Here is a 25,240-nt window from a genome sequence, read left to right on the forward strand (position 1 = left end):
ACGGAACTAAAACCTTCCGCCCTCCTTACCACCGTAAGATGGCTGTTACGTCCCAAGCCAAGTTAATAAGCCCGCATCAAACAACGCCCCATTACGGGTTATATCGACCGTACATTATGCAGGCGTAAGTTTGAGGCATCCGGCACGACGTATCTCGTGAGATGCTCGGACTGACAGAAATCATTTCCTTTATCGCAAACCATGACCTACCGGCGACACCATCCTGAACTGGTTATCCTTCTATAAATAACGTTCGGAAAAAAATTGAGCCCGAAGGTAAAATACCTTCGGGCTCAACCGGATCCAGCCAAATTTCAGATCAAAAACTCGCCTTAATGGCCGCCACCCGGGGCAAAGAAATCGGCACTTTCAAGTCCGCTTTTCTGTAATTGAGCAGTTACCTGCCCTTTAAGGCGTTCAAGCCCGGCATCATCAGCAGCCTCGCACCGCGCAACGATCGCAGGTTGGGTATTGGATGCCCGAAGCAGCCACCAACCATCTTCGGTACGCACGCGCACACCATCAATGCCGTTTACTTCGGCATCCGTCCCGGCCAAGCGATCACGAACTTCCTCGATCAATGCGAACTTGCGATCATCAGGGCATTCAATACGGGTTTCCGGCGTGTTAACGGCAACCGGCATTGCATCACGCCAGACATCAAGGCTTTTGCCACTTTGCACCAGAATACGATACAGACGAACGGCAGCATAAGTCGCATCGTCATAGCCGTAATACCGTTCAGCAAAGAAAATATGGCCACTCATTTCACCCGCAATCGGGGCCTTTTCCTCGATCATTTTGGTTTTGATCAGGGAATGACCGGTTTTCCACATAATGGCATTGCCACCAAGTCGGGTCACTTCGTCAAACAGTGTCTGACTGGCTTTGACGTCGGCGATAATTGCACCACCCGGAACGCGCTCCAGAACATCGGCTGCATAAATTTGCAACAGCTGGTCGCCCCACAAAACACGACCCTGACCGTCGACCACGCCGATGCGGTCACCGTCGCCATCAAAAGCAACGCCCCAGTCCGCATTATGTTTGGCAACGGCGGCTTTTAAATCGACCAGGTTGGCTTCAACAGTCGGGTCCGGATGATGATTGGGGAAGGTGCCATCAATGTCATCAAATAATAAATGATGGGTGCCGGGCAATTTTGCCGTCAGCTTACGCACGACATCCCCCGAAGCACCGTTGCCACAGTCCCACACAATGGTCATTGGCTTGGCAACGTCAATGTCGAGTTCATCGACAAGGCGATCAACATAACGATCCTCGATATCGATATCATCAAGGCCGCCGGCACCAACTTCAAAATCACCCTGTTCGGCAATCCGGCCCAATTCCTGAATGGCAGCCCCAAACACCGATTTTCCGGCATTCAGCATTTTAAAGCCATTATAATCCGGCGGATTGTGCGAACCGGTCACCATAATGCCGGCATCAGTTTTCTGATTATATACCGTAAAATACAGCATCGGCGTCGGGCCACGGCCAATACGCAGCACATCGCAACCGGTGGTACGAATACCCTTGATCAGGGCATCAGCCAGATCTGGCGAGCTTAACCGGCCATCGCGGCCAACGGCGACACGGGTGCCGCCGCTGCGGCGAACCATTGTCCCAAACGCACGACCCAACGCATGGGCGTCTTCCTCATGAAGGGTTTTGCCTACAACGCCGCGCACATCATATTCGCGCAGCATCGAGGGATCAAATTTATGGCCATCCGAAGCGGTCATAGGTCAATTGCCTCCAATTGTGCCGCGACCAACACAGCTATATTCAAAGCCATGTTCTTTCATCTCGCGCGGCTCATACACATTTCGCAGATCCACCACCACAGGTGATTTCAAAGCAGCTTTTACGCGTTTCAAATTCAATCCGCGGAATTCATTCCATTCCGTCAGGACCACCATGGCGTCCGCACCTTCGATGGTTTCAAAGGCCGTTTCGCAATAGGTCAGCCCCTCAAGAAGTTTTGCAGCTTCTTCCATTGCCTCGGGGTCATATGCCCGCACATTGGCCCCTGCCGCAATCAGCGCCGGGACAACATCCAGACTGGGAGAATCGCGCATATCGTCGGTATTGGGTTTAAATGCCAAGCCCAGAATACCAATGGTTTTTCCCGCAACAGAACCACCACAAGCCGCAATAACCCGGTCCGCCATTGCTTTTTTGCGGTCGTTATTAACAGCAACCACCGTTTCAATAATGCGCAGCGGCGAATTATGTTCCTGTGCTGTCCGCACAAGCGCCAAAGTATCCTTGGGGAAGCATGACCCGCCATAACCAGGCCCCGGGTGCAAAAACTTTTTGCCAATGCGGCCATCAAGGCCAATGCCGCGGGCAACATCATGCACGTCAGCACCCACTTTTTCGCACAAATCGGCGATTTCGTTGATGAAGGTAATTTTAGCTGCCAAAAATGTATTGGCCGCATATTTGATCATTTCCGACGTTTCACGCGTGGTAAAAACAATTGGCGTTTCGATCAGATAAAGCGGGCGATACAGATCAGACATAACCGTGCGCGCACGTTCATTGCTGGTGCCAATAACCACCCGGTCCGGGCGCATGAAGTCGCCAATTGCCGATCCTTCACGCAGGAATTCGGGGTTGGAAACAACGGCAAATTCCGCATCAGGCCGTTTTTCCCGAATAATCCGTTCCACTTCGCGCCCCGTTCCCACCGGAACGGTCGATTTGGTCACGATTACGGTAAAACCTTCCATTGCTTCGGCAATTTCTTCCGCCGCAGCATAGACATAGCTTAGATCGGCATGGCCATCGCCACGGCGCGTCGGCGTGCCAACCGCAATGAAAACAACATCGGCATCCTTAACACCTTTTTTCAGGTCGGTGGTAAAATGCAACCGGCCCGACTTGACGTTATTCTCAACCAGAACATCAAGGCCCGGCTCGTAAATTGGCATGATGCCTTGCTCAAGGCGTTCGATTTTGCTGACGTCTTTGTCTACACAAATAACGTCCGTACCGAATTCCGAAAAGCAGGCCCCGGAAACCAAACCGACATAGCCGGTGCCAATCATTGCAACATGCATGGATGTTTTACCCCATTAAAACACTGACCGGGGGTCTGTGCCCCCGGACATTCAATAAAATCTGTTATTTCGCGGCTTCAAGTTCGGCGAATTCCTTGATCAGGGTGCGCATATCATCACGCAGATCCGGTCGCTCAAGCGCGAAGGCCAGTGTTGCTTTCAAAAAGCCAACCTTGTTACCGCAATCAAACCGTTGCCCTTCAAACCGATAACCATAGAACGGCACCTTGCCGATCATGGCAGCCAGCGCATCGGTCAGCTGAATTTCATTTCCTGCCCCGCGCGGAATCGATTCCAGCACATCAAAAATACCCGGATCGAGAATATAACGACCAATCGCCGACAGCGTGGACGGCGCGTCTTTCGGGTCCGGTTTTTCGACCATGCCACACGCACTGACAAGGCGGCCATTCGTACCCTCGACTTCCAGAACGCCATAGCGTTTGGTTTCTTCACGCGGCACATCCATAACCGCAACCATATTCCCGCCCGTGCGGCCATAGCTTTCAACCATCTGCTTCATACATGGCGTTTTGGACTGAATAAGGTCATCAGCCAGAAGCACAACAAATGGTTCGTCCCCGACCAGGGATTTCGCACATAAAACAGCATGTCCCAGACCAAGCGGGTTACCCTGCCGGGTATAAGTCACCCGGCCATTTTCGGGGATCATCGCCAATGCCGTTTCAAGGGCATCATGTTTGCCGCGCTCCATCAGGATCGCTTCAAGTTCGGCTGAACGGTCAAAATGGTCTTCGATCGCGGTTTTCCCACGACCGGTAACAAAAATGAATTCTTCAATACCGGCAGCAATTGCTTCTTCCACCGCATACTGGATCAGGGGTTTGTCAACAACAGGCAGCATTTCCTTCGGCATAGCCTTGGTTGCTGGCAAAAACCGCGTCCCCATGCCCGCCACCGGGAAAACCGCCTTTTTAATACGTTTGGTCATCTTTTATTCCTTTGTTTTTGGCGGCGACGGATGCGCTAAATCTCTCAATTTGCAGCAAGTATCTATCGCTTTTGCCACAATTTCAGATCATTGATCAAGCTGCCCTTCCGGGGGATTACATCAATCGCCACAATTTTGTAATAACACGTGCCGTGCTGCATTGACCCGGGATGCCAGATAGTCCGATCCGCCATGATCAGGGTGTACCGCCTTAATTAACGTTTGATAGGCACGATTGATCTCGGCGCGGTCCGGATTTTTTCCCAAACCCAGAATTTTACAGGCTTCCGTGACATCCATCCCTTCTGAGCGAAATCCGCGAGTGCCTCCATTTTGTTCCTGCTGCGACGAACGGTCTTCCGTTCGCTCTGCATCGTCCCACTGTCGCCAGCCCTGACAATCACTGCGACGATCCAGATATGTCTCAAACACTGTCCGGCTTTGATCTTGTGCATCGCAACATTCAACATATAAAAGTTGCAGTTCGTCAAGTCTCAGGCGGTCAAGGTCGCATCCGGCAAATTTCCCGGCAATGACCTGTCCCCCCAGCCGACCCGAGCCATGCTCAAGCTGCATCACCAGAAGCTGTGTCCTGATTTCAGAAAAGCGGCCCGTGCCGGTACCGTCATCATCAGCACCTTGCGGGTTCGCTCCCCGGCCCCAACCATGGGCACCAGCGAACATCTTCTTGAAAAATGGCCACAATAAGCCAATTTTGAGGACACGAAAAAGAAATGGTATGGCGGCAACAAGGGCCGCAACCATGGCTGCCAGTTTGCCAGTCAGCAGCAGCCAAAGCCCCACGAGCACCAGAACAGTTGCAATCAACCCAAAGCCCAATTGCCGGATATCGGCCGGTTTTGCGTTTGCCAACCAGCGCAAAACAAACCCTGTGGCGACAAAAAGACCAATACCAAGCAAAAGCCACTGCATCAGCGTTTCCGTCGCAATTGATCGGTCAGGAAATGAATATCAGACGATGATTTCGTTTTATTATAATCGTTTAGCGCATCAAACCCACCCAGAATAAAGGACGCAACCCCGCCAAGGAAATCGCGCAAAACAGATGCTGCACTGCCGTCAAGACGGGCAAAGGCACCATTCCCCAGACGGGCCATATCACGAAAAACTTTTGTTGCATCGTTGTCACGGCCATCCTGAAAAACAAAGACCCGTGTGCCGGAAATGCCAAGTTGACCAGCCAGATGCGCCAGATCATCCGCCGCTTCCTCAACACAGTCACCAACATAAACCAGGGCATTAACCGGGTGGTCGGGCTGTTTTTTGTTCTGATTAAGAACATGGTGCAAAACCCGGCCGATCTGGGTTTGACCCGCACGACATTGCACCGCATTCATTTTAGCCCGCAACTGGCCCGCGTCCCGGCACCAGCCGCTGGCCTTGCATTCGCCAAAACCGCGAAAAAACACCAATTGAATATCAAGCGCGCCCATCTGCGCCACCGCATCAAACATCTCGGATTGAAGGTGCGCAGCCATATCCCAATGGGGCTGGCGGCTGGCAGTTGCATCCATTGCGAATACAATTCGCCCTTGCGCCGGCCCCGACGCCGGCGCACTACCGGCAACAGACTGCACCTGCCTGACAAAGCTGGCAATATCCTGATCCGTTGACACGGTTGAAACGGCCTTGTCCTTGTCCGCCATTATCCTGCCGATCCGTAATTTCAGAACCTGGATTGCACCCGTTATCAGATTGGCAGTTCTTCGCCATCGCTCGGGGTAAAGCCGATAACTTCAAGTAACTGCCGCACTTCCTGGCGGGCGGCCATATGCGACATACTTAAAGTAATACCAATGCCTTTTTCGCGCAAATCAAGAAGCGTCAATCCGTTAAGGAACAATTCGCGATAGATCACGCGTTCGCCAAAACCCGGCGCCACACGGAAATGAACCCGGGTTGCCAGTTTGTCGAGGATTTCGGCAATATCGCGTTTGTTACGTGCGTCAAGATGCGACAACCGATTCCGCATCACGATCCAGTCGATGGTTCCACCATCGACCGCCGCCCGGCGCTTACGCGCATCCCAAACCATTTCGGCATAAAGGCTGGGGCCTTTCACATCGAGGGTTTCGGGGTCAATACGGGCCAGCATATCAAGGTCGATATAGCTGTCATTAATCGGCGTAATCAGCGTATCGGCACAGGCATGGGCCAAACGCGAAAGATAATTGTCACTGCCCGGGCAATCCATGACGACAAAATCGTGATTAACAACCAATTCGCCAAGAGCACGGGTAAAACGTTCGCGTTCATCGTGCTTGGCGGCCATCGCATCGCCATCTTCGCTGCGATAGATTGGATAATGAACCGGCATTTTTAACGAAAGACTGCGGGCGGTATTAAACGCCTCGCGGTTCTCGACATAGCGGGTCAGAGTTCCCTGCCGTGCGTCGATATCAAGCGAGCCAACAGAAAAATCCATTTTCAACAAGGCAACGATCAAATGCATGGCCGTCGTTGATTTACCCGACCCACCCTTTTCATTGCCAATTACAATAACATGCGCACGTTTGCTGCGGCCGCCTGTTGTACTGGCATCGCCCTGGCCCTTGATTTCGGTCATGGTGGCGGTTGCGTCCCCCGTCATTACGCGCTGCTCCGTCATTTCGTTCTGAAAACCAAAAGTCCCCATCGCTCGTGAATGAACGCCTTTGCCATCAAAAATCAAGCATAAAGACGCAGATGTCACGGGGCAAATCAGCTCTCCCTTACGGTCAATAGCTATTAATAAGCCCTGACCCTAGCCAATTTCCTGTCTTGACGCTAAACATAGAATAATTGATGCAGCAAAGACAGCAGGCTCAACGGGGGAAAAGTTTGTGACCTTTCAGCGAAATTTGATAACGGGCCTTCTGGGCGCAAGTATTGCTGCTATGGCAGGCAGCGGCAGTGCCCATGCCCAAAGTGACGGCGGGTTTCTGAAAGTCTCAGCCGCGGAAAGCCCGGTTCATTATCATCCGCCCTTTAACGCCCAGGCGGTATATCTACGTCAAGTCCGCACCAGCAGCACTGTATCGGTTGCGCGCTGGCTGGATCAAAGCGACGAAGGGCATACGTCCAACCAGATTTATATCGAATCGGTTTTTTCCGAAACCAGCCCCGGCTTTGCCTTTCGCACAGATACCCCACCGGCAAAATTGCTGGGAATGTTTGAAACACTTCAAAACCAAAGCCGTCAAAACGGTGAAAGTTTTAGCTATCAAACCCCCAGTGGCCCCATCATGGTTTTGCCCTTTGCGCGCGACAATGCCCAATGCATCAGTTTTTCAGGCCGTTGGGAACCAACCCGCGCCGATCAGCGCGGCAGCCAGCTTCTGGGATATTTCTGCGAACCGATAGCCGTGCAAACCGCCCCCAAACATCAAGCCCCGGCACAACAAATGGACCCGGCCGCGGCGCGTGATTTTGCCGCCAGCTTCTTTTTACGATTTGAAATTAATTTGCCCGGTGATATCGGCGCACCGGTTACAGATGGCCAGGTGCCTGTTGGCGTTCCCGCCGTCCCGACCAACCCGAATGCAACTGCCCCAACGGCAGCCATCACTGACGACATATCATCACCCGAAACCGCACCGCAAACCACAATCATCACGGGTGATCCAACCAACACAACCATTTCCCCTGACGAGGGAATTGGCATTATGACACGCTGGAACAATATCGAAGGCCGCGGGGCACTGAAATTTGACAAACCGGCAGGTGAAGGCACAATGATCATTGATGATGCCAATCGCCATTGCGAAGGTTACTGGCAGCACAAGGATGGTCGTTACAACTCCGCAACACTTCCCTTTGGCAACTGGGCTATTTTTTGTACTGACGGCACATCAGCGCGGGGAACCTACACCAGCAGCAGCCCGTCGCAGGTCAAAGGGGACGGGCAAGACAACACCGGACAGCCAGTCCTTTTTCGTCAGGCAGGACAATAAACTTTATGACCCATGATATTGAAACAATTGTTGTCGGGGCAGGTGTGGTTGGCCTTGCCTGCGCACGTGCCCTGGCGCTGTCCGGGCGCGAGGTCATGATCATTGAACGTCATGATGCCATCGGAACAGAAACCAGTTCGCGCAACAGCGAAGTGATTCATGCCGGGTTATATTACCCGAAAGGTAGTCTGAAAGCCCGGCTATGCCTTGCCGGAAAAAAAGCCCTGTATGAATATTGTGCGCTTCGCGGGGTTAATCACCGTCGCACCGGAAAACTGATTGTCGCCACAGACGACAGCCAGATTGACGCATTGCGCCAGATCGAACAACACGCCGTGAGCAATGGTGTCACCGATCTGATATGGCGCAATAGCGACGACATCAAAATGCGCGAACCTGCCCTTCGGGGTGTTGCGGCCCTTGAAAGCCCGTCAACGGGTATCATCGATTCCCATGAATTGATGTTGTCATTGCTAGGGGATGCTGAAATTGCCGGAGCGACACTGGCTTTACACACCAATGTTCGATCCGGCAGCCACCGCGATGGCATATATATTCTTGATACCGTTGATACCAGCGGTGAAGAATTGCAAATTTCATGCAAGGAGCTGGTTATTGCCGGGGGCCTGCATACGCAAACACTGGCCCATGCGCTTTCGGGCTTAGAACCTGCGACAATTCCACCACAAAATTACGCAAGGGGCATTTATTTTACCCTAAGCGGCAAAAGCCCGTTTTCCACCCTGATCTACCCGGCGCCGGAACAGGCCGGACTGGGTATTCATCTGACGCTGGATCTGGGTGGGCAAGCCCGTTTCGGGCCGGATGTGACATGGGTCGACCACCCCGACTATAGTGTGGATGAAAACCGGCGTACTGTTTTTGCCAACGCCATTCGCCGATATTACCCGGACCTTGATGAAACAGCCCTGCAGCCCGGCTATGCCGGTATTCGTCCGAAAATCCAGGCACAGGGCGAAGCCGCCCGCGACTTCATGATTGCCGGGCCGGACATCCACGGCCTTAACGGGTTGATCGCCCTTTACGGAATCGAATCGCCGGGCTTAACGGCATCAATGGCTATTGGCGACTATGTTTGTGCGCAATTAACCTCATCTTTGGCAAAAAAAGTAGCATCCTGATTATGGTTCATGCCCGCCCATTCCGGTTTCGCCATCTGACCAATTTTCCGGTTCGCCCGGGACTTGGGATACGTGCATCGGCTTTTGCATTCCTTGCCATGGTTATGACTGCGGGAATAGCCACAATTAGCCTGCCGCAAACCGCAATGGGGCAAAACCTGGAACCGTTTATCCCGCCCGCCAACAGCCTGTCTAACGGGCCGAAACTGGACCAGGAGAGCGAAGACGACGGCAAACCCAAGCGCGATTTCGCCGACGAAATGCGTAAAATGGTTATCTCGCTTAGCCGTTGGGCAAAAAACCAGCGCAGTGATTTTTCCGTCATTGCCATGAACGGGCTGGACCTGACGACATTTATTGAGCCGGGCCTGTTTGTGACCAAATCCGATGCCAAACCGGCGCGTAATTTCATCCGGGCGCTTGATGGAATGCTGATAGAGGCCCCCAATTATGGCCGCGACGGATATAACAAGGAAACAGGCGAAGGCGAGGTAAAATACGACCAGCAATATCTGGAACGCCTGTCAGATACCGGTATGCGGTTTTTCATGCTTGATTACACCGACAAGCTGGAAAACATCCGCAAATCGCGCGCAAAAACCAGTAAAATGGACCCACTTTATTACGCAGCCCCACCACCGGACATGCAATTGGCGGCGTTAGCGAAGGTTCCTTCAACGCCGTTTAACGAAAACCCGTTTGTGATCGATACACTCCAGAAAGCCCGCAATTATGCGATGGTGGTTGATAGTGCGCCATACGGCAACAAGGATGCCTATGTAGATGCCCTTGCCAACACCAATTACGACATTCTGGTCCTGGATGCCTTTCATCGCGGCACAACCCCGCTTTCCTTCGATGACATGCGCAAACTGCGTTACAAAAAAATCGGAACACCGCGTTTGCTGCTCGCTTATATCGATGTCGGCACCGCACAAACCTATCGTTATTACTGGCGCAGTGACTGGCGTGCCGGATCACCCGATTTTATCAGCAGCGCAAGCAATACGGGCCGCTGGGGACAGGAAAACCATGTCTATTACTGGGAACCACAATGGCAGAACATCATTTTTGGCAATGCCAACAGTTATGTTGCCGGGCTGATGCAAATGGGGTTTGACGGCATTGTCATGGATGGCATCGATGACTATCGCTGGTGGGTTGACCAATAGGCGTAAATAGGGCGCTATAACGTCATTAAAAAATGGCGTTTTATCGCCCAGCCTACAGGAGAGGGCCGTGCCCAAGATTATTACCCACTATTTTTTCGTCCAGTCGCCCTGGGCGTTCCTTGGCATTGAACGCGCTATGGAAATTGCCGCCCGCCACAATGCCGAAATTGACCACCGGCCTGTCAAATCCGGCGAAATATTCAAACATGGTGGCGGCGTTCCTCTTAAACAGCGCCCCCTGCCCCGCCAGGAATATCGCATGGTGGAATTAAAGCGCTGGCGCGCCTATCTCGACATTCCGCTTAATGAAAATCCTGATTTTTTCCCGGTAAACGAATCGCTTGCAGCAGGTACCATCATCGCTGCCAAACTTGATGGCCAGGACGTTTCAGGGCTGATCACCACCATTATGCGCGATATCTGGGTCAACCAGCGTGATGCGTCGTCACCCGATGTATTGGCCGAAGCCCTGACCACGAATGGTTTGTCGTCGCAATATCTGGAACTGGCACAGGACGATGCCGTGCTTGATACCTATGACGCCTATACCGAGGATGCCAAAACTGCCAATATTTTTGGCGTGCCAACCTATTTTATCGGCACGGAAATGTTCTGGGGACAAGACAGGCTGGATTTTGTCGACCGCGCGCTGGCATTACAAGACTGACCGCCGGTTACATTACCATAACCAACGACACCCTGTTTCAGCAGGCAGCATCTAAAGAAAAGGGCGGAGGTGGTTTCCGCCCTTTTCCCATGAACTATCTGCGACAGAACTGCGATCAGGTGCCACCCATTTACAGCACACAATCACAGCCAAATATCAATCGTGGCGTTTGACGTGATCGACAACAAACCCGTCACAAGACGGATAATTCTTTTCGATCAGGGCAAGTGCCTTTGTTTTGGTCTGTGCTGCAACTTCGTGGGTCTGAACATCAGCCCAACGATCGTCATACAAGGCGTGAGAACGGTTTTCTTTTACGCATTCACGCACGATTTGATTGTGTAACCCAACTTGATAAACGCGCTTCCGGTGGTCTGTAAAAGCTGACATCCCCCGAAACTCCTTTTGCTGTCAGCGTCCGACCAGACGCTTTGATATGTCCTGATGATATTTCTCATAAAAATGAAATATCAACCACAAGTCTGCGACCAGTAGTTTAACGAGCCGTAAATCATTCAGCCTGATTCGTAATTTAATTGAAACATGTAAAACCACAGCGCGCCGGTTTTGCATGGTCGCCTTGCAATAATTGCACGAAATAAAATTACAAAACCGCTCTGTGCCAGACATTAAATTCCGCACAACCGTGGGCTTTTCTTCGAAACGGTCTTTTTTAATTCACGCGCGATTTTCCATTTGCTCAAAGGCCGATCACAACAAACATTCAAAGGGAGGAAACAATTTTCTTTGCCCCATCATAACAAAACAGCCCGGGAGGCTGCACCAGGATGACTATTTTTTCCGATTCTGCCTTTGACAACCACGAACAGGTTGTTTTCGCCAGCGACCCTGAAACCGGCCTTAAAGCCATCATCGCGGTTCATAATACCAATCTGGGTCCCTCGCTTGGCGGGTGCCGCATGTGGCCCTATGCCAGCGAACAGGAAGCCATTCACGATGTATTGCGCCTGTCGCGTGGCATGACCTATAAATCCGCCCTGGTCAATTTGCCGCTGGGTGGGGGCAAATCGGTTATCATTGGCAACCCGCGCAGCGATAAAAGCCCTGCCCTGTTTCAAGCCGTTGGCCGTGCGGTTGAACGCCTGAACGGCCGTTACATTGTGGCCGAGGATGTCGGCACGACGCCAGCTGATATGCAGGAAATTGCCCGTCAGACCCGCCATGTAGGCGGCATCAATGATGGCAAGGATGCCGAACGCACTGGCGATCCCTCGCCCTTTACTGCCTATGGTGTATTTATCGGTTTGAAAGAAGCCGTCAAATTCAGGCAGGGCAACGACGATTTAACCGGTATGCGCGTTGCCGTACAGGGATTGGGCAATGTCGGCTTTCATTTATGTGCAATGCTGCACAATGCCGGTGCAGAATTAATTGTTGCCGATATCAACCCCGCAGCGGTCGAACGCGCAACCACCGAACTGGGCGCAACGGCTGTGTCGATCGATGAAATCCTGTCAGTTAATGCCGATATTCTTGCGCCGTGTGCGCTGGGCGGGGTCATCAACGATATCTCGATTGGCAAACTGAAAGCGGGGATCATTGCCGGTGCGGCCAACAACCAGCTTGAAGCCGACCGTCACGGCGAAATGTTGCGCGATATGGGGGTACTTTACGCCCCTGATTACGTGATCAATGCAGGCGGCGTGGTCGAAGTCCACTATTGCCGTCAGGGACGCCCGGTGGCCGAAACCAAACGCCATATCGAAAGCATTGGTGAAACCGTGCGTGAAATTTTTACCCGCGCAGCACGTGAAAACAAATCAACCGGTTTTGTCGCCGACCGATTGGCCGAAGAACGGTTTGGCAAGGCCGCTTAACATATTGCAGATCGTGCCTGCACCTGAAAACAACAAAGGCGAGGCCCCGATGGCTTCGCCTTTTTAATTTCTGATATCTGCCAGCATCGAAGGAGTATTCAGTACTCCTCTTATCTTTGTTTGCTTTGCCAAAGCTGCCTATTCTGCCGCAATCGCCTGATCAGCGGCGACATTGGCAACAATACGGTCATTCCCATTGTCACCCGAACAGCAATGCTGGCTCAGCTCTGCCCGCATGTGGCAGGCACATTTGCCACATTGCGGCTGGCAGCCATGAAAACGGAAAACCTCCGCCGGGCGCGTGGCATTGCCCTGCGTTGCTGCACGTTTTACATCGCCCTGATTAAGGGCATTACAAACACAAACAAACATAAATGCAAATGCAATCAGTTATTAGTTACACACGATTTCAATAGTGCAAATGCGAATAGGTTTCAAACGTTTTCGTACGAATTTCATGTTTCATGACAAAAAAAATCCGCAGCCCAAACCAGGCTGCGGATCACTTTCTGGAATTATCGTTTATTTATAAGGTCATCCAATAACCGACACATGGCTGACCACTTTGGTCACGCCTTTAATGCGACGCACGATACTGAGCACCTTGTCATATTCTGTTTTATTGGCAGATTCGCCCATGATGTAGACAATATTGCCGACCGACTGCCACCGGTAATTAACCGAGCGCACGCCCTTTTCGGCCAACAACAAGGCTTTGATCTGGCTTTCGATCCAGGCATCCGAAACCGATTGTTTTGCCGAATCGGCAGGTACGGCATTCTCTTCACCATACTTCGATTCAGCATCACGATATTCAGCCACCGTCTGTGCATCGGCAATCTGAAGATGATCATAAATCTTCTTGATGCGCTTATCCTGGCGAATGATTGACATCACGTCATAATATTTGCCCTTGGAATCAACCATGCCGGTCACCATGACCTGCTGTTTCCAGATATCGACGTTTACATCAATCAGATAACTGTGATCCGTTTCAGCGAATTCACTCAAAATTCCGGTTTTAATTTTGGTATCAAGCCATTGATCATCACCCGCCCGGTTCTCAACCGGCATTTGCAATGGTCCGCAAGCGGCCAGTGGGGCACTAAAGACAATTCCCAGCGCAACGACCTGCAATGTCCGTTTCAAACCGCGAGACATATGTATCATTCGGCTACTCCTAAATCGATTTCGTTATTTCGACCCAAAGGCCTGCGGCACAAAAAGGCACACACTCCCCGGAAACAACAGCACATTTACCTCAAATCCTTACAGGCGGATTGTGACAAAATCGGCACCATAATTATGGCAAAGATAAAAAATCGTTCAAAACACCCACCAAATTAACGCATCACGTGCCCACAAGGCTCGACCTGCATGAAATTTTCTCGCCGCACATGCGCCCATCAAAATTGGCATTGACTCATTTCATTAATTTATTCATGTTTTACGATAATTAATGACCTTAAAACAACAGGAGCGTGGAAATGAGCCCGACTGTCACCAGAATACGCATTGTCAGCCTGATCCTAAGCTGGTTGTGCCTGATCGCGATTATCTGTGAGCTCTGCTTTGTCCCGCTGATCTGGCTCACCCCTGATTTCGCCCGCGATGCCGTTTCCTATTCCGACAGCCTCATTCCCATCCCGCTTAATGATCTTCAATCCCTTGCCGGTGTGCAGCTTGCCGTGGTGTTCATCACGCTGATGGTGCCTTCTCTGGTGCTTGTGTTTGGCCTGTGGCACTTGCGCAAAATGTTTTTATGCTTTGCCCGCAACGCCATTTTTGAACATGGCACAATCCGTCATCTCAAAATCTTCAGCATCGCCCTGTTGTCGCAAACGCTGCTTTCGCCGCTTGCGGGTACGTTAACGTCCTTGTTTGTCACCATCACCCGCCCCGAAGGTGAACGCGCCATATCGATAGGATTAAGCAATATCGAAGCCACCAGCCTTTTCCTCGGCGGGCTGTTCCTGATTATTTCCTGGGTACTGGGTGAAGCCGTCAGTCTGCATGACGAAAACCGGAGCTTCGTCTGATGCCGATTACCGTTCGCCTTGATGTGATGCTGGCCAAACGCAAAATGAAATCCAAGGAGCTTGCAACCCGGATTGGCATTAGCGAACAAAATCTGTCGCTGTTAAAATCGGGCAAGGTCCGGGGCGTAAGGTTTGAAACCCTTGCCGCCATTTGCAAGGCACTGGAATGCCAACCTGGTGACCTTCTGGAATACACAGCCAGCGACGATAGCGAAGACTGATCACAAGACACAAAAAACGGCCAGTCCTGGTGGGGGCTGGCCGTTTTTCGTTAGGTGTTTAAGCTGACGGGGTTTACGCCTCTTCCATCGACATCAGCGAGGCATTGCCGCCCGCTGCCGTGGTATTGATGGTCACGGTTTTTTCGGTCGCAAAACGGTGCATGAACAATTCACCCGGCAACGCACCGTCATCCTCGATCCCGCTATCGGAAATCAGCGACAGGATGGCACCATCACGGCGGGCCAGGACCTGTTTAAACACGGTTACCCGCTGCAACGGGGCGACACAGGAAACACCGGCAACAGCACCGCCATTCATGGTCGCAAGCCCGGCTTCATCATTCACCGCCTTGACCATCGCCTTGGGGAAATCAAGGCTTGCAACCAGTTTTTCCACCCGGGCCAGCCATTTATCATTGCCAGCTAGCAGCACGCTATTGCCCGCCGCCAGGGCCGCGGCAACATGGCGCAAAACCCGGCCGGGTTCCGCCCCGCGGTCCGCCTGTACCAGATAAACACCGCGCCCCAGAAGCTCCAAGTCATTGGTTTCACCCGTCGGCCCCGGCAAACGCACCGGCGCCAAAAAGCCATTTTGCGAAATCGCCGCAAAATCAGCAAAATGCTGCGCACCCTGCGCCAGTTCCTCGCTACCCTCGCTCGCAAGTTCAGCGGCAAGCTTTTCAAGCTGCTTCATGCGCATCTCACCTGGCATATTCTGCCACTCGATCTGCCCTTTGCTTAGCGTGGAGATTTCAGTTGCCGGGACCGGCGTATTTACAAAAATCGTTTCGCGATCATCCGCCAACGAGGCATCGCCAACAGCCACTTTGCCCTGATCGACAACCGGTTTGGCAAAACGGGCAACATAGTGCGGCCCGCCCGCCTTGGGCCCGGTACCGGATTTACCCTGCCCGCCAAAGGGTTGCACACCGACAACCGCGCCAATCATATTACGATTGATATAGCAGTTACCCACCCGCAATTTGCGGGCAATATGCCGTGCAGTCCCATCAATGCGCGAATGCACACCCAACGTTAGGCCATAACCGGCATCGTTGATCTGGTCCAACACCTTGTCCAACTCGCGCGCCTTAAATCGTACGACATGCACAATCGGCCCGAACACTTCGCGTTCCAGCACATCCAGGCTGGAAATTTCCACACAATGCGGGGCAAAGAAAGTACCCTTGTCGGTTTCTGGCAACACCTCGCAGGCATATAACAATTTTGCCTCGCGTTTCATGCGATCGGCATGTTTTTGCAACATTGCCTGCGCCTTGTCGTCAATCACCGGCCCGACATCAATATCAAGATAGGCCGGGTCGCCGACGCGCAATTCCTTCATCGCACCAACCAGCATGTGGCATAATTTGTCGGCAATATCTTCCTGCACAAACAACACCCGCAAGGCCGAACAACGCTGCCCGGCAGACTGGAAACCCGACATCACCACATCCTGAACCACCTGTTCGGGAAGGGCGGTTGAATCGACAATCATGGCGTTCTGACCACCGGTTTCCGCAATCAGCGGAATCGGTACACCGGGGCGTTTGGCAAGGTTACGGTTGATCACCTGGGCGGTTTCGGTTGACCCGGTAAAGGCGACACCGGCCACCCGACGATCATTAATCAGAATATCGCCAAGTTTACGGCCCGACCCCGGCAGCAACTGAAACGCACTGCCCGGCACACCGGCAGCCAAAATCAATTCTGCGGCCTTTGCCGCAATCAGCGATGTTTGTTCGGCGGGTTTGGCAATAACCGCATTTCCGGCGGCAAGGGCCGCAGTAACCTGACCAAGGAAAATAGCCAGCGGGAAGTTCCACGGGCTGATGCAAACAAACACCCCGCGCCCTTCCATCATGCTGCCTTCGCGATACAATTCTTCGCACCGATTGGCGTAATACCGGCAAAAATCCACCGCCTCGCGTACTTCGGCAACCCCGTCGGAATACAATTTTCCGGCTTCGCGCTGGCACAGCAAAATAAACGCATCCAGGTTGTCTTCCAGCAAATCGCCAAGGCGACGCAGGCAGGCTGCCCGTTCGCCAGCTGGTGTGGCATTCCAGGCGGGATACCCGGCACTGGCCGCAACAAGGGCGGCTTCAACCTGTTCCGCCCCGGCCATAATCACAGTACCAACCTTTTCACTGCGATCCACCGGGCTCATCACGTCGTGGCTTTCGCCATCCTGCCAATCACCATCAATCAGCGGGGCAGCGCGCCAGTCGTTTTTCGCCAAATCTTTCATATGATCGGCAAGCGGCACCAGTTTGGTCGGATCGGTTAAATCCATCCCGCGTGAATTGATGCGCCCCGCCCCGTACAAATCAATCGGAGCCGGAATTTTCGGATGTGCCTTGCGCGGCAAGGCGGCCATTTTTTCAACCGGATCGGTAATCATTTCCTCGATCGGCAGTTGATCGTCCTGAATACGGTTTACAAAGCTGGTATTGGCGCCGTTTTCAAGCAGGCGGCGCACCAGATAAGCCAGCAGATCTTCATGGGTGCCGACCGGGGCATAAACACGACAGGGAATGTTTTCGCCGTTTTTACCCACAATCTGCTCATACAGGGCCTCGCCCATGCCATGCAGGCGCTGAAATTCAAAACTGCGGTCATTGCCCGCCATCGCCAGAATGGCGGCAACGGTGTGGGCATTATGGCTGGCAAACTGGCAATAAAACGCATCACGGCGCGATAACATCAAGCGCGCACACGCCATATAGGAAACATCGGTCGCCGCCTTGCGGGTAAAGACCGGGTACCCTTCAAAGCCGTTTTCCTGGCTGTTTTTAATTTCGGTATCCCAATACGCGCCCTTCACCAGCCGCACCATCATCTTGCGACCCACCCGGGTTGACAATTCGGCCAGCCATTCCAGCACATGATAGGCGCGTTTCTGATAGGCCTGCACCGCCAGGCCAAAGCCTTCCCAACCATCAAGATCGGGATCGGCAAAAACGGCTTCGATCACATCAAGCGACAGGTCCAACCGGTTGGCTTCCTCGGCATCGACGGTAAAGCCGATATCGTGTTTTTTCGCCATCATCACCAGCGCCTTCAGGCGCGGGACAAGTTCATCCATCACCCGGTCGCGATTGGCAAAATCATAGCGCGGGTGAATGGCCGACAGTTTTACCGAAATACCCGGGCTATCAATGGGGCCGCGCCCTTTGGCAACCTTGCCAATTTCAGCAATGGCATCTTCATAGGATTTAAAATAACGATCCGCATCTTCCATGGTGCGGGCGGCTTCGCCCAGCATGTCATAGGAATAACGATAGCCTTTTTCTTCGTTGGCGCGGGCGCGTTCGGCGGCCTCGGCAATGGTACGCCCCATCACAAACTGCCGCCCCATCACGCGCATCGCCTGATTAAAGGCCCGCCTGATAACCGGTTCGCCCGAACGGGCAATCATGCGTTTGATCAAGGCACCGGGATTAGCACGTTCTTCGCGGCCAAAACGGATCACCCGCCCGGTCAGCATCAGGCCCCAGGTCGATGCATTGACAAAAAAGCTGCCGCTATGGCCCAGATGGCTGTTCCAGTCGGCATCAAACAATTTGTCCTGGATAAGCTTGTCGGCGGTAACCGCGTCTGGCACGCGAAGCAAAGCTTCGGCCAGGCACATCAGAATAACGCCTTCCTTGCTGGTCAGTTCGTATTCATGCAGCAACGCGTCAATGCCGGTTTTGCCCGTATCGGCGGCGCGCACATTGGCAACCAGCTGATAGGCCTTTTCCTGCACCCTTGCCTTGTCATCCGACGATAATGTCGCCTGCGCGATCAGATTATTAACAACGGCTTCTTCATCACACCGGTATGTGGCGCGGATCTGGTCGCGCAATTTGTCAGTTGCTGGCAAGGGGGAACGAAACATCACGCAAAAAACTCCCTGTTTACTGTGGTGCAGCCCGCAATCAGGCGCATCAATCAAACGGGGCGGTTATCATCCGCATTTTCCCGACAAGGTTGAAACGCACGGGCCTCTATAATGGCTCCAGAATAATGTTGGTTTAGAAAAATGTGCTGCCAATTTTACTCAAATTGCGATATATCATCCACATTAACTTCTAAATTGCAGTTTTAAACACTGGCTGGACGCAATAAATGCAGAAGAATGTCAAGAACCTGGATAAGATCGACAAGCAAATCCTGCGCGAACTGCAACATGATGGCAGAATGTCTAATGTCGAACTGTCACGGCGCGTCAATCTAAGCCCTACCCCCTGCCTTGAACGTGTCCGCCGGCTTGAACAACAGGGCTTTATCATCGGCTATATGGCGCGACTGGACCCGCGAAAGCTCGACCAGTCACTGGTGGTTTTTGTCGAAATCACGCTGGACCGCACCACCCCCGATGTATTCGATAAATTTTCCTCTGCAGTGCGCAAACTCTCTGAAGTCGAAGAATGTCATATGGTGGCCGGTGGTTTCGATTATTTAATGAAATCGCGGGTATCTGACATGTATGCCTATCGCGAATTTCTTGAACGCCTTTCATCCATCGAAGGGGTCAGCCAGACCCACACATATGTGGTGATGGAAGAAGTAAAGGTCCGTCCGGGAATTACAATTCTATAACCGGCATTCCCGACGATGCCAGCCAGACTGACACCGGTCAAATTATTTGCTTGTGATTTTAAGCTAGCATATTTGCCCGCAAATCCGTAACGATCAGGGAAAACAAACGGATCAACAGGGACGGTAACCAATGTCAGAATTGGATTTTTACTTTGATTTTTCATCTCCCTATGGCTATCTCGCCAGCGAACGCATCGACGATTTTGCAGCGCGTTGTGGCGTTACAGTGCACTGGCGACCGTTTCTGATCGGCGCGGCATTCAAACAAACCGGGCAAAGCCCCCTTATCAGCCAGCCGATTCGCGGCGATTATTTCCGTCATGACATGGAACGCTGCGCACGGCTGCAAGGGACCCCCTTTAAACTACCGGCCAAATTCCCCTACGCCGCAGTGGCTCCAAGCCGGGCCTTCTATTGGATCGACAGTTTTGATACCAAATTGGCACAAAAATTTGCCCACGACATTTACCGTGGCTATTTCGCCGACGGCCTGGATATGAGCAACCCCGAAACCGTGATTGCCACCGCCACCCGCCACGAAATTGACGCCGGCGCACTTCGCAATGCCATCTCCGATCAAAAATGGAAACAGCACTTGCGCGAGGTAATCGATCAAGCCATCGCCCGTGGCGCCTTTGGCTCGCCGTTCTTTTTTTACAGGGACGAACCTTTTTTCGGCAATGACCGCATGGATCAGCTTGAACAGTGGATCAAAAGCCAGGCCTGACGACACCAAACGGGCAGCACACAACGCTGCCCGTTCTTTTGCCCGTGCAAAGAACCGCATAAACCCCATAGCAAAATAACGACCATAACAACGGTAAAGCCCCGTGGTTATATGACCACAGAATTACCTTCCACACCCGCCTGCGCCACATAAGAACAGCCCGACCAAGCCCTTGATGCGAGGTGACCCTGCCAAAATTTATGATCAAAAACAGTCCACTACAGAATAACACCCGCCAACGGTGAATAAAAACGTCCCTCCGCCAAGGCATATACGTATATTCGGTACTGAAATACCAATTTATGCTTGCCGTTTACGTAAACTTCCGCCATAACAGGCACAGGGCCAGTCGGCCAAAACAACATTTACGTGGGCCGCGCCGCCTGCCGCTTGGCTGGCCCGGAACGGTTTGGTTTCGACCCAGCAGGACGGGACATGCAGATAAAATCCACCATCAATATCCGCGCCGAAGACTTTCGCAGCAATGCCGACCAGATGGAAAAACTGGTTGCCGATTTGCGCGATCAGATCAGCAAAATCAAACTGGGTGGCGGCGAACGTGCACGTGACCGTCATACTGGCCGGGGCAAATTGTTACCCCGCGAACGCATTCGCCAATTGTTAGATGTAGGATCTCCCTTTTTAGAGCTATCGCAACTGGCCGCGTGGGGTATGTATGATGACGAAGACGTGCCAGCGGCGGGCATCATTACCGGTATTGGTCGCATTTCGGGCGTTGAATGCGTCATTGTCGCCAACGATGCCACGGTCAAGGGTGGGTCCTATTATCCGATGACGGTTAAAAAGCATTTGCGCGCCCAGGAAATTGCCCTCGAAAACCACCTGCCCTGTGTTTATCTGGTTGATAGCGGCGGGGCCAACCTGCCCCGACAGGACGATGTTTTTCCCGACCGCGATCATTTTGGCCGCATCTTTTTTAACCAGGCCAATTTATCGGCCAAGGGCATTCCGCAAATTGCCGTGGTTATGGGGTCTTGCACCGCTGGCGGGGCCTATGTGCCCGCCATGTCGGATGAAAGCATTATTGTCCGCAATCAGGGCACGATCTTTTTAGGCGGGCCGCCTTTGGTGAAGGCCGCAACCGGCGAAGTTGTCTCCGCCGAGGATTTGGGCGGGGCGGATGTGCATTGCAAAACATCTGGCGTGACCGACCATTATGCCCAGGACGATGCCCATGCCCTGTCGATTGCGCGTACCATTGTTAAAAACCTGAACTGGACCAAAAACCCCGGCATCACGCTGCATGAACCCGCAGCACCAGCCTATGACCCGCGCGAGATTTACGGCGTCATCCCGGCAGATGCCAAAAAACCCTATGACGTGCGCGAAATCATCGCCCGCATTGTAGATGGTTCCGACTTTGACGAATTTAAAGCCCTGTATGGCACCACATTGGTCACCGGCTTTGCGCGAATTTTTGGCTATCCGGTGGGCATTATTGCCAATAACGGCATTTTGTTTTCTGAAAGTGCACTTAAAGGCGCGCATTTTATTGAACTATGTGCCCAACGCGGCATTCCGTTGGTGTTTTTGCAAAACATTACCGGTTTTATGATTGGCCAAAAATACGAAAGCGGCGGCATAGCCAAGGACGGTGCGAAACTTGTCACCGCTGTTGCCACCGCCAAGGTACCCAAATTTACCGTCCTTATTGGCGGATCATTTGGGGCGGGCAATTATGGCATGTGTGGCCGCGCCTATAGCCCGCGCTTTTTATGGATGTGGCCGAATGCCCGCATTTCGGTGATGGGCGGGGAACAGGCCGCCAATGTGCTAACCCAGATTAAGGCCGACGCGCTTGAAAAACGCGGCGAAACCTGGCCGCAAACCGAACAGGATGCCTTTAAGGCCCCCATTCGCGATCAATACGAAGAACAGGGCCACCCCTATTATGCCTCTGCCCGGTTGTGGGATGATGGCGTGATTGATCCGGCCGATACCCGCATGGTGCTGGGCCTTGGCCTGTCGGCGGCATTAAACAAACCGGCGGAAGATACCCGGTTTGGCGTTTTCCGCATGTGATGCAGGGGAAATAACATGTCAAAAGTTAACGACGATAACAATGCCCTGATCTGCACCATTGATCAAAACGGTATTGCCCGGGTCACGCTGAACCGCCCCGATATTCACAATGCCTTTGACGATGCCCTGATCCGCGATTTAACCGCCACGCTGACCACCCTGAATGCCGATACCGCCGTGCGTGTGGTGCAGCTTACCGGGGCGGGAAAAAGTTTTTCAGCCGGGGCCGACCTTAACTGGATGAAACGCATGGCAGACTATAGCCATGCCGAAAACCTGGCAGATTCACGCCATTTGGCAACGCTGATGAAAACCCTTAATTTCATGGGCAAGCCCACCATTGCCATGGTTAACGGGACCGCATTTGGCGGCGGTGTTGGCCTGGCGGCCTGCTGCGACATTGTGATTGCATCGGACCGGGCAAAATTTTGCCTGTCAGAAACCCGTTTGGGGCTGATCCCCGCCGTCATTTCGCCCTACGTGATCGAGGCCATCGGTACCGCACAGGCCCGGCGATATTTTATCAGCGCCGAACGGTTTGACGCCGCAACCGCACAAAAGATTGGCCTGGTCCATGAAATCACCGATGCCGATGGTCTAATCGCCAAAGGTGACGAAATGGCACAGTTGTTATTGCAAAACAGCCCTGGCGCCATGGCTGCCGCCAAGGACCTGATTTACGCCATCGCCGACCATCCGATTGATGACGCCATCATAGAAGAAACGGCCGTCCGCATCGCCGATCAACGCGCCAGTCGTGAAGGCCGCGAAGGGGTTAGCGCCTTTCTTGAAAAACGATCCGCCTTCTGGATTAAGGAATAAACACATGCTGCGTAAACTCCTGATCGCCAATCGCGGTGAAATTGCCTGCCGGGTCATTGCCACCGCCAAACGCATAGGCATAACCACCATTGCCGTTTATTCCGACGCCGATGCCAATGCCCTGCATGTGCAACAGGCCGACGAGGCTTGGCACATTGGCGGCCCCGCCCCGGCAGACAGCTATTTGCGCAGCGACCGCTTGCTTGACGTTGTAGTAAAATCCGGTGCCGATGCCGTGCATCCCGGATATGGATTTTTATCCGAAAATGCTGAATTTGCAGATGCCGTTGCCGCCTCCGGTGCGGTTTTTGTTGGCCCACCTGCCAATGCCATCCGGGCGATGGGATCAAAATCCGAAGCAAAAAAGATCATGGCAAAGGCGGGTGTACCGCTGGTGCCGGGCTATCATGGTGCCGATCAGGATGTTGCACTGCTGGCCACCGAGGCCGACAAAATCGGTTATCCGGTGCTGATCAAGGCCTCTGCCGGGGGTGGCGGCAAAGGGATGCGCGCTGTTGAAAGCGCCGCCGATTTTGCCGATGCGTTGATCAGTTGCAAACGCGAAGCCCGGTCCAGCTTTGGCGACGATCATTGCCTGATTGAAAAGCTCATCTTGCATCCCCGCCATGTGGAAATTCAGGTTTTCGCCGATGCCCATGGCAATGCCGTTTACCTTTTTGAACGCGATTGTTCGTTGCAACGTCGCCACCAAAAAGTGATCGAAGAAGCCCCCGCCCCGAATATGCCCGAGGACCTTCGTACCCGCATGGGCAAGGCCGCCGTCGATGCCGCACGTGCCATTGGCTATCAGGGGGCGGGCACGGTGGAATTTTTGCTTGATGCGTCGGGCGACTTTTATTTCATGGAAATGAACACCCGCCTGCAAGTCGAACATCCGGTGACCGAAATGATCACGGGTGAAGATTTGGTGGAATGGCAATTGCGCGTGGCAGATGGCGAAACCCTGCCTAAAACGCAGGACCAGTTAAAAATCAACGGTCATGCCTTTGAAGTCCGTCTGTATGCCGAAGACCCGCACAATGATTTCCTGCCCGCCACCGGCAAACTGGTTCATATGCACATGCCTGCTGCCAGCCCGCATGTCCGCATTGACACCGGGGTTTATCAGGGCGGTGTGGTTTCAATCCATTACGACCCCATGATCGCCAAACTGATTGTCTGGGATCAGGACCGGACATCGGCCTTGCGGCGTTTGTCGCGCGCACTGGATGATGTACAAATTGTGGGCGTCACCACCAATACCGGCTTTCTGGCAAATATCGCCCGCCACCCTGCCTTTGAACGTGCCGAGGTTGAAACCGGGTTTATTCCGACATATCTGACCGACCTGATCCCGACCGCAACCCAACCCGATAATGAAGCATTGTGCTTTGCCGCGCTTGAAATTTTGTACCAACGTGATTGCGAATCACGCCTCTATGCCAACACCAGCACCGACCCGTGGTCGCCGTGGCACAGCACCAATGGCTGGCGCATGAATGATGACAACCACCACAATATTATTCTGCGTCACAATGAGGATGATCTGACCGTCAAGGTTCACTATCGCGATTTTGGCTATATTTGCGACCTGCCAGACGGCGGCACCGTGCGCATTGAACAAGCCGTGCATGAAGATGGTAAAATCAGCGCAACACTGGATGGCATTCGCAAACGCGCCGATGTGCGCCGGGTTGCCAACAGTCTGACAATTTTTCGCACCGGCAAGATGGACCGGCTGGAAATTTTTGATCCGGCCGAAAATGCCGGTGCCAATGCCGGCGGTGGCGGCAACCTTAATGCCCCGATGCCCGGCAAGATCATTGCAGTGATGGCAAAAACCGGCGATGCTGTCACAGCTGGTGACAAACTGGTGATTATGGAGGCCATGAAGATGGAACATACCATTTCGGCCCCCGTTTCAGGAACCGTCCGGGAGGTGTATTTTGCCGTCGGCGACCAGGTGGGCGACGGTGATGAATTGATCGCAATCGAGGAGGCCTGAC

At 52.9% G+C, this 25,240-nt stretch carries 22 protein-coding genes; 12 read left to right on the forward strand and 10 right to left on the reverse strand.

Annotated features, from left to right (window positions below; translation table 11 throughout):
- Positions 1-332 precede the first annotated feature (332 nt).
- The 6 genes from pgmG to THS27_RS05865 all read right to left on the reverse strand — a co-directional run bounded on the left by pgmG (position 333) and on the right by THS27_RS05865 (position 6,610).
- Entirely contained in the window at positions 333-1,748 is a 1,416-nt protein-coding gene (pgmG, locus tag THS27_RS05840; RefSeq protein WP_085588820.1) for a phosphoglucomutase/phosphomannomutase PgmG, read from the reverse strand.
- A gap of 3 nt (positions 1,749-1,751) precedes the next feature.
- Entirely contained in the window at positions 1,752-3,071 is a 1,320-nt protein-coding gene (locus THS27_RS05845; protein WP_085588822.1) for a UDP-glucose/GDP-mannose dehydrogenase family protein, read from the reverse strand.
- Between the two features lie 64 nt (positions 3,072-3,135).
- On the reverse strand, positions 3,136-4,023 hold the full coding sequence (gene galU / locus THS27_RS05850) for a UTP--glucose-1-phosphate uridylyltransferase GalU (protein ID WP_085588824.1): 888 nt from the start codon (positions 4,021-4,023) through the stop codon (positions 3,136-3,138).
- Positions 4,024-4,143: 120 nt separating this feature from the next.
- Positions 4,144-4,956: a molecular chaperone DnaJ gene (locus THS27_RS05855; protein WP_168184834.1), complete on the reverse strand. Its 813-nt coding sequence runs from the start codon at positions 4,954-4,956 to the stop codon at positions 4,144-4,146.
- On the reverse strand, positions 4,956-5,690 hold the full coding sequence (locus tag THS27_RS05860; RefSeq protein WP_085588826.1) for a hypothetical protein: 735 nt from the start codon (positions 5,688-5,690) through the stop codon (positions 4,956-4,958). Before THS27_RS05860 ends, THS27_RS05855 begins: the two co-directional genes overlap by 1 nt.
- Positions 5,691-5,734: 44 nt before the next feature.
- Complete coding sequence (locus tag THS27_RS05865) at positions 5,735-6,610, reverse strand: division plane positioning ATPase MipZ (RefSeq protein WP_210402845.1); 876 nt, start codon at positions 6,608-6,610, stop codon at positions 5,735-5,737.
- 256 nt (positions 6,611-6,866) lie between these two features.
- On the opposite strand from THS27_RS05865, the gene THS27_RS05870 reads away from it, so the two are divergent.
- From THS27_RS05870 to THS27_RS05885, 4 genes are all read left to right on the forward strand, one after another.
- Positions 6,867-7,976: a hypothetical protein gene (locus THS27_RS05870; RefSeq protein WP_085588830.1), complete on the forward strand. Its 1,110-nt coding sequence runs from the start codon at positions 6,867-6,869 to the stop codon at positions 7,974-7,976.
- A gap of 5 nt (positions 7,977-7,981) precedes the next feature.
- Positions 7,982-9,118, forward strand: coding sequence for an NAD(P)/FAD-dependent oxidoreductase (locus THS27_RS05875; protein ID WP_085588832.1), 1,137 nt, complete (start codon positions 7,982-7,984; stop codon positions 9,116-9,118).
- Between the two features lie 2 nt (positions 9,119-9,120).
- Entirely contained in the window at positions 9,121-10,290 is a 1,170-nt protein-coding gene (locus THS27_RS05880) for an endo alpha-1,4 polygalactosaminidase (protein WP_085588834.1), read from the forward strand.
- Between the two features lie 67 nt (positions 10,291-10,357).
- Positions 10,358-10,957 (forward strand): 2-hydroxychromene-2-carboxylate isomerase, encoded by a 600-nt coding sequence (locus THS27_RS05885; protein WP_085588836.1) that lies wholly within the window; start codon positions 10,358-10,360, stop codon positions 10,955-10,957.
- A gap of 156 nt (positions 10,958-11,113) precedes the next feature.
- Here THS27_RS05885 and THS27_RS05890 read toward each other — a convergent pair whose 3' ends face one another.
- On the reverse strand, positions 11,114-11,347 hold the full coding sequence (locus tag THS27_RS05890; RefSeq protein WP_085588838.1) for a hypothetical protein: 234 nt from the start codon (positions 11,345-11,347) through the stop codon (positions 11,114-11,116).
- A gap of 398 nt (positions 11,348-11,745) precedes the next feature.
- Here THS27_RS05890 and THS27_RS05895 point away from each other — a divergent pair, with 398 nt between their 5' ends.
- Positions 11,746-12,795 carry a Glu/Leu/Phe/Val dehydrogenase dimerization domain-containing protein gene (locus THS27_RS05895; RefSeq protein WP_085588839.1) on the forward strand — a complete coding sequence of 350 codons (1,050 nt, stop codon included), beginning with the start codon at positions 11,746-11,748 and terminating at the stop codon, positions 12,793-12,795.
- 138 nt (positions 12,796-12,933) lie between these two features.
- Here THS27_RS05895 and THS27_RS05900 read toward each other — a convergent pair whose 3' ends face one another.
- The gene (locus tag THS27_RS05900; RefSeq protein WP_085588841.1) at positions 12,934-13,167 is read right to left on the reverse strand and encodes a bacterioferritin-associated ferredoxin; all 234 of its coding nucleotides are present in this window, start codon (positions 13,165-13,167) and stop codon (positions 12,934-12,936) included.
- Between the two features lie 162 nt (positions 13,168-13,329).
- Positions 13,330-13,965: a BON domain-containing protein gene (locus tag THS27_RS05905; protein WP_085588843.1), complete on the reverse strand. Its 636-nt coding sequence runs from the start codon at positions 13,963-13,965 to the stop codon at positions 13,330-13,332.
- Positions 13,966-14,282: 317 nt separating this feature from the next.
- Between THS27_RS05905 and THS27_RS05910 the strand changes: the two genes are divergently transcribed.
- Together THS27_RS05910 and THS27_RS05915 are read left to right on the forward strand one after the other, a co-directional pair.
- Entirely contained in the window at positions 14,283-14,834 is a 552-nt protein-coding gene (locus THS27_RS05910) for a DUF2975 domain-containing protein (RefSeq protein ID WP_085588845.1), read from the forward strand.
- Positions 14,834-15,055, forward strand: coding sequence for a helix-turn-helix transcriptional regulator (locus THS27_RS05915; RefSeq protein ID WP_085588847.1), 222 nt, complete (start codon positions 14,834-14,836; stop codon positions 15,053-15,055). The genes THS27_RS05910 and THS27_RS05915 overlap by 1 nt, the downstream gene beginning before the upstream one ends.
- Before the next feature lie 73 nt (positions 15,056-15,128).
- Here the strand turns inward: THS27_RS05915 and putA are convergent, their stop codons facing one another.
- Positions 15,129-18,938: a bifunctional proline dehydrogenase/L-glutamate gamma-semialdehyde dehydrogenase PutA gene (gene putA, locus THS27_RS05920; protein WP_085588849.1), complete on the reverse strand. Its 3,810-nt coding sequence runs from the start codon at positions 18,936-18,938 to the stop codon at positions 15,129-15,131.
- A 230-nt stretch (positions 18,939-19,168) separates the two neighbouring features.
- Here putA and THS27_RS05925 point away from each other — a divergent pair, with 230 nt between their 5' ends.
- The 5 genes from THS27_RS05925 to THS27_RS05945 all read left to right on the forward strand — a co-directional run bounded on the left by THS27_RS05925 (position 19,169) and on the right by THS27_RS05945 (position 25,239).
- Entirely contained in the window at positions 19,169-19,642 is a 474-nt protein-coding gene (locus THS27_RS05925) for an Lrp/AsnC ligand binding domain-containing protein (RefSeq protein ID WP_085588851.1), read from the forward strand.
- Positions 19,643-19,772: 130 nt separating this feature from the next.
- Positions 19,773-20,369 (forward strand): 2-hydroxychromene-2-carboxylate isomerase, encoded by a 597-nt coding sequence (locus THS27_RS05930; protein ID WP_085588853.1) that lies wholly within the window; start codon positions 19,773-19,775, stop codon positions 20,367-20,369.
- Between the two features lie 435 nt (positions 20,370-20,804).
- Complete coding sequence (locus THS27_RS05935) at positions 20,805-22,412, forward strand: carboxyl transferase domain-containing protein (protein ID WP_085589169.1); 1,608 nt, start codon at positions 20,805-20,807, stop codon at positions 22,410-22,412.
- 15 nt (positions 22,413-22,427) lie between these two features.
- On the forward strand, positions 22,428-23,234 hold the full coding sequence (locus THS27_RS05940) for an enoyl-CoA hydratase/isomerase family protein (protein WP_085588855.1): 807 nt from the start codon (positions 22,428-22,430) through the stop codon (positions 23,232-23,234).
- Positions 23,235-23,238: 4 nt separating this feature from the next.
- A complete protein-coding gene (locus tag THS27_RS05945) occupies positions 23,239-25,239 on the forward strand; it encodes an acetyl/propionyl/methylcrotonyl-CoA carboxylase subunit alpha (protein WP_085588856.1) in 2,001 nt (666 codons plus the stop codon).
- Position 25,240: the final 1 nt, after the last annotated feature.

The sequence above is a fragment of the Thalassospira sp. MCCC 1A01428 genome (assembly GCF_002115825.1).
Taxonomy (GTDB): domain Bacteria; phylum Pseudomonadota; class Alphaproteobacteria; order Rhodospirillales; family Thalassospiraceae; genus Thalassospira.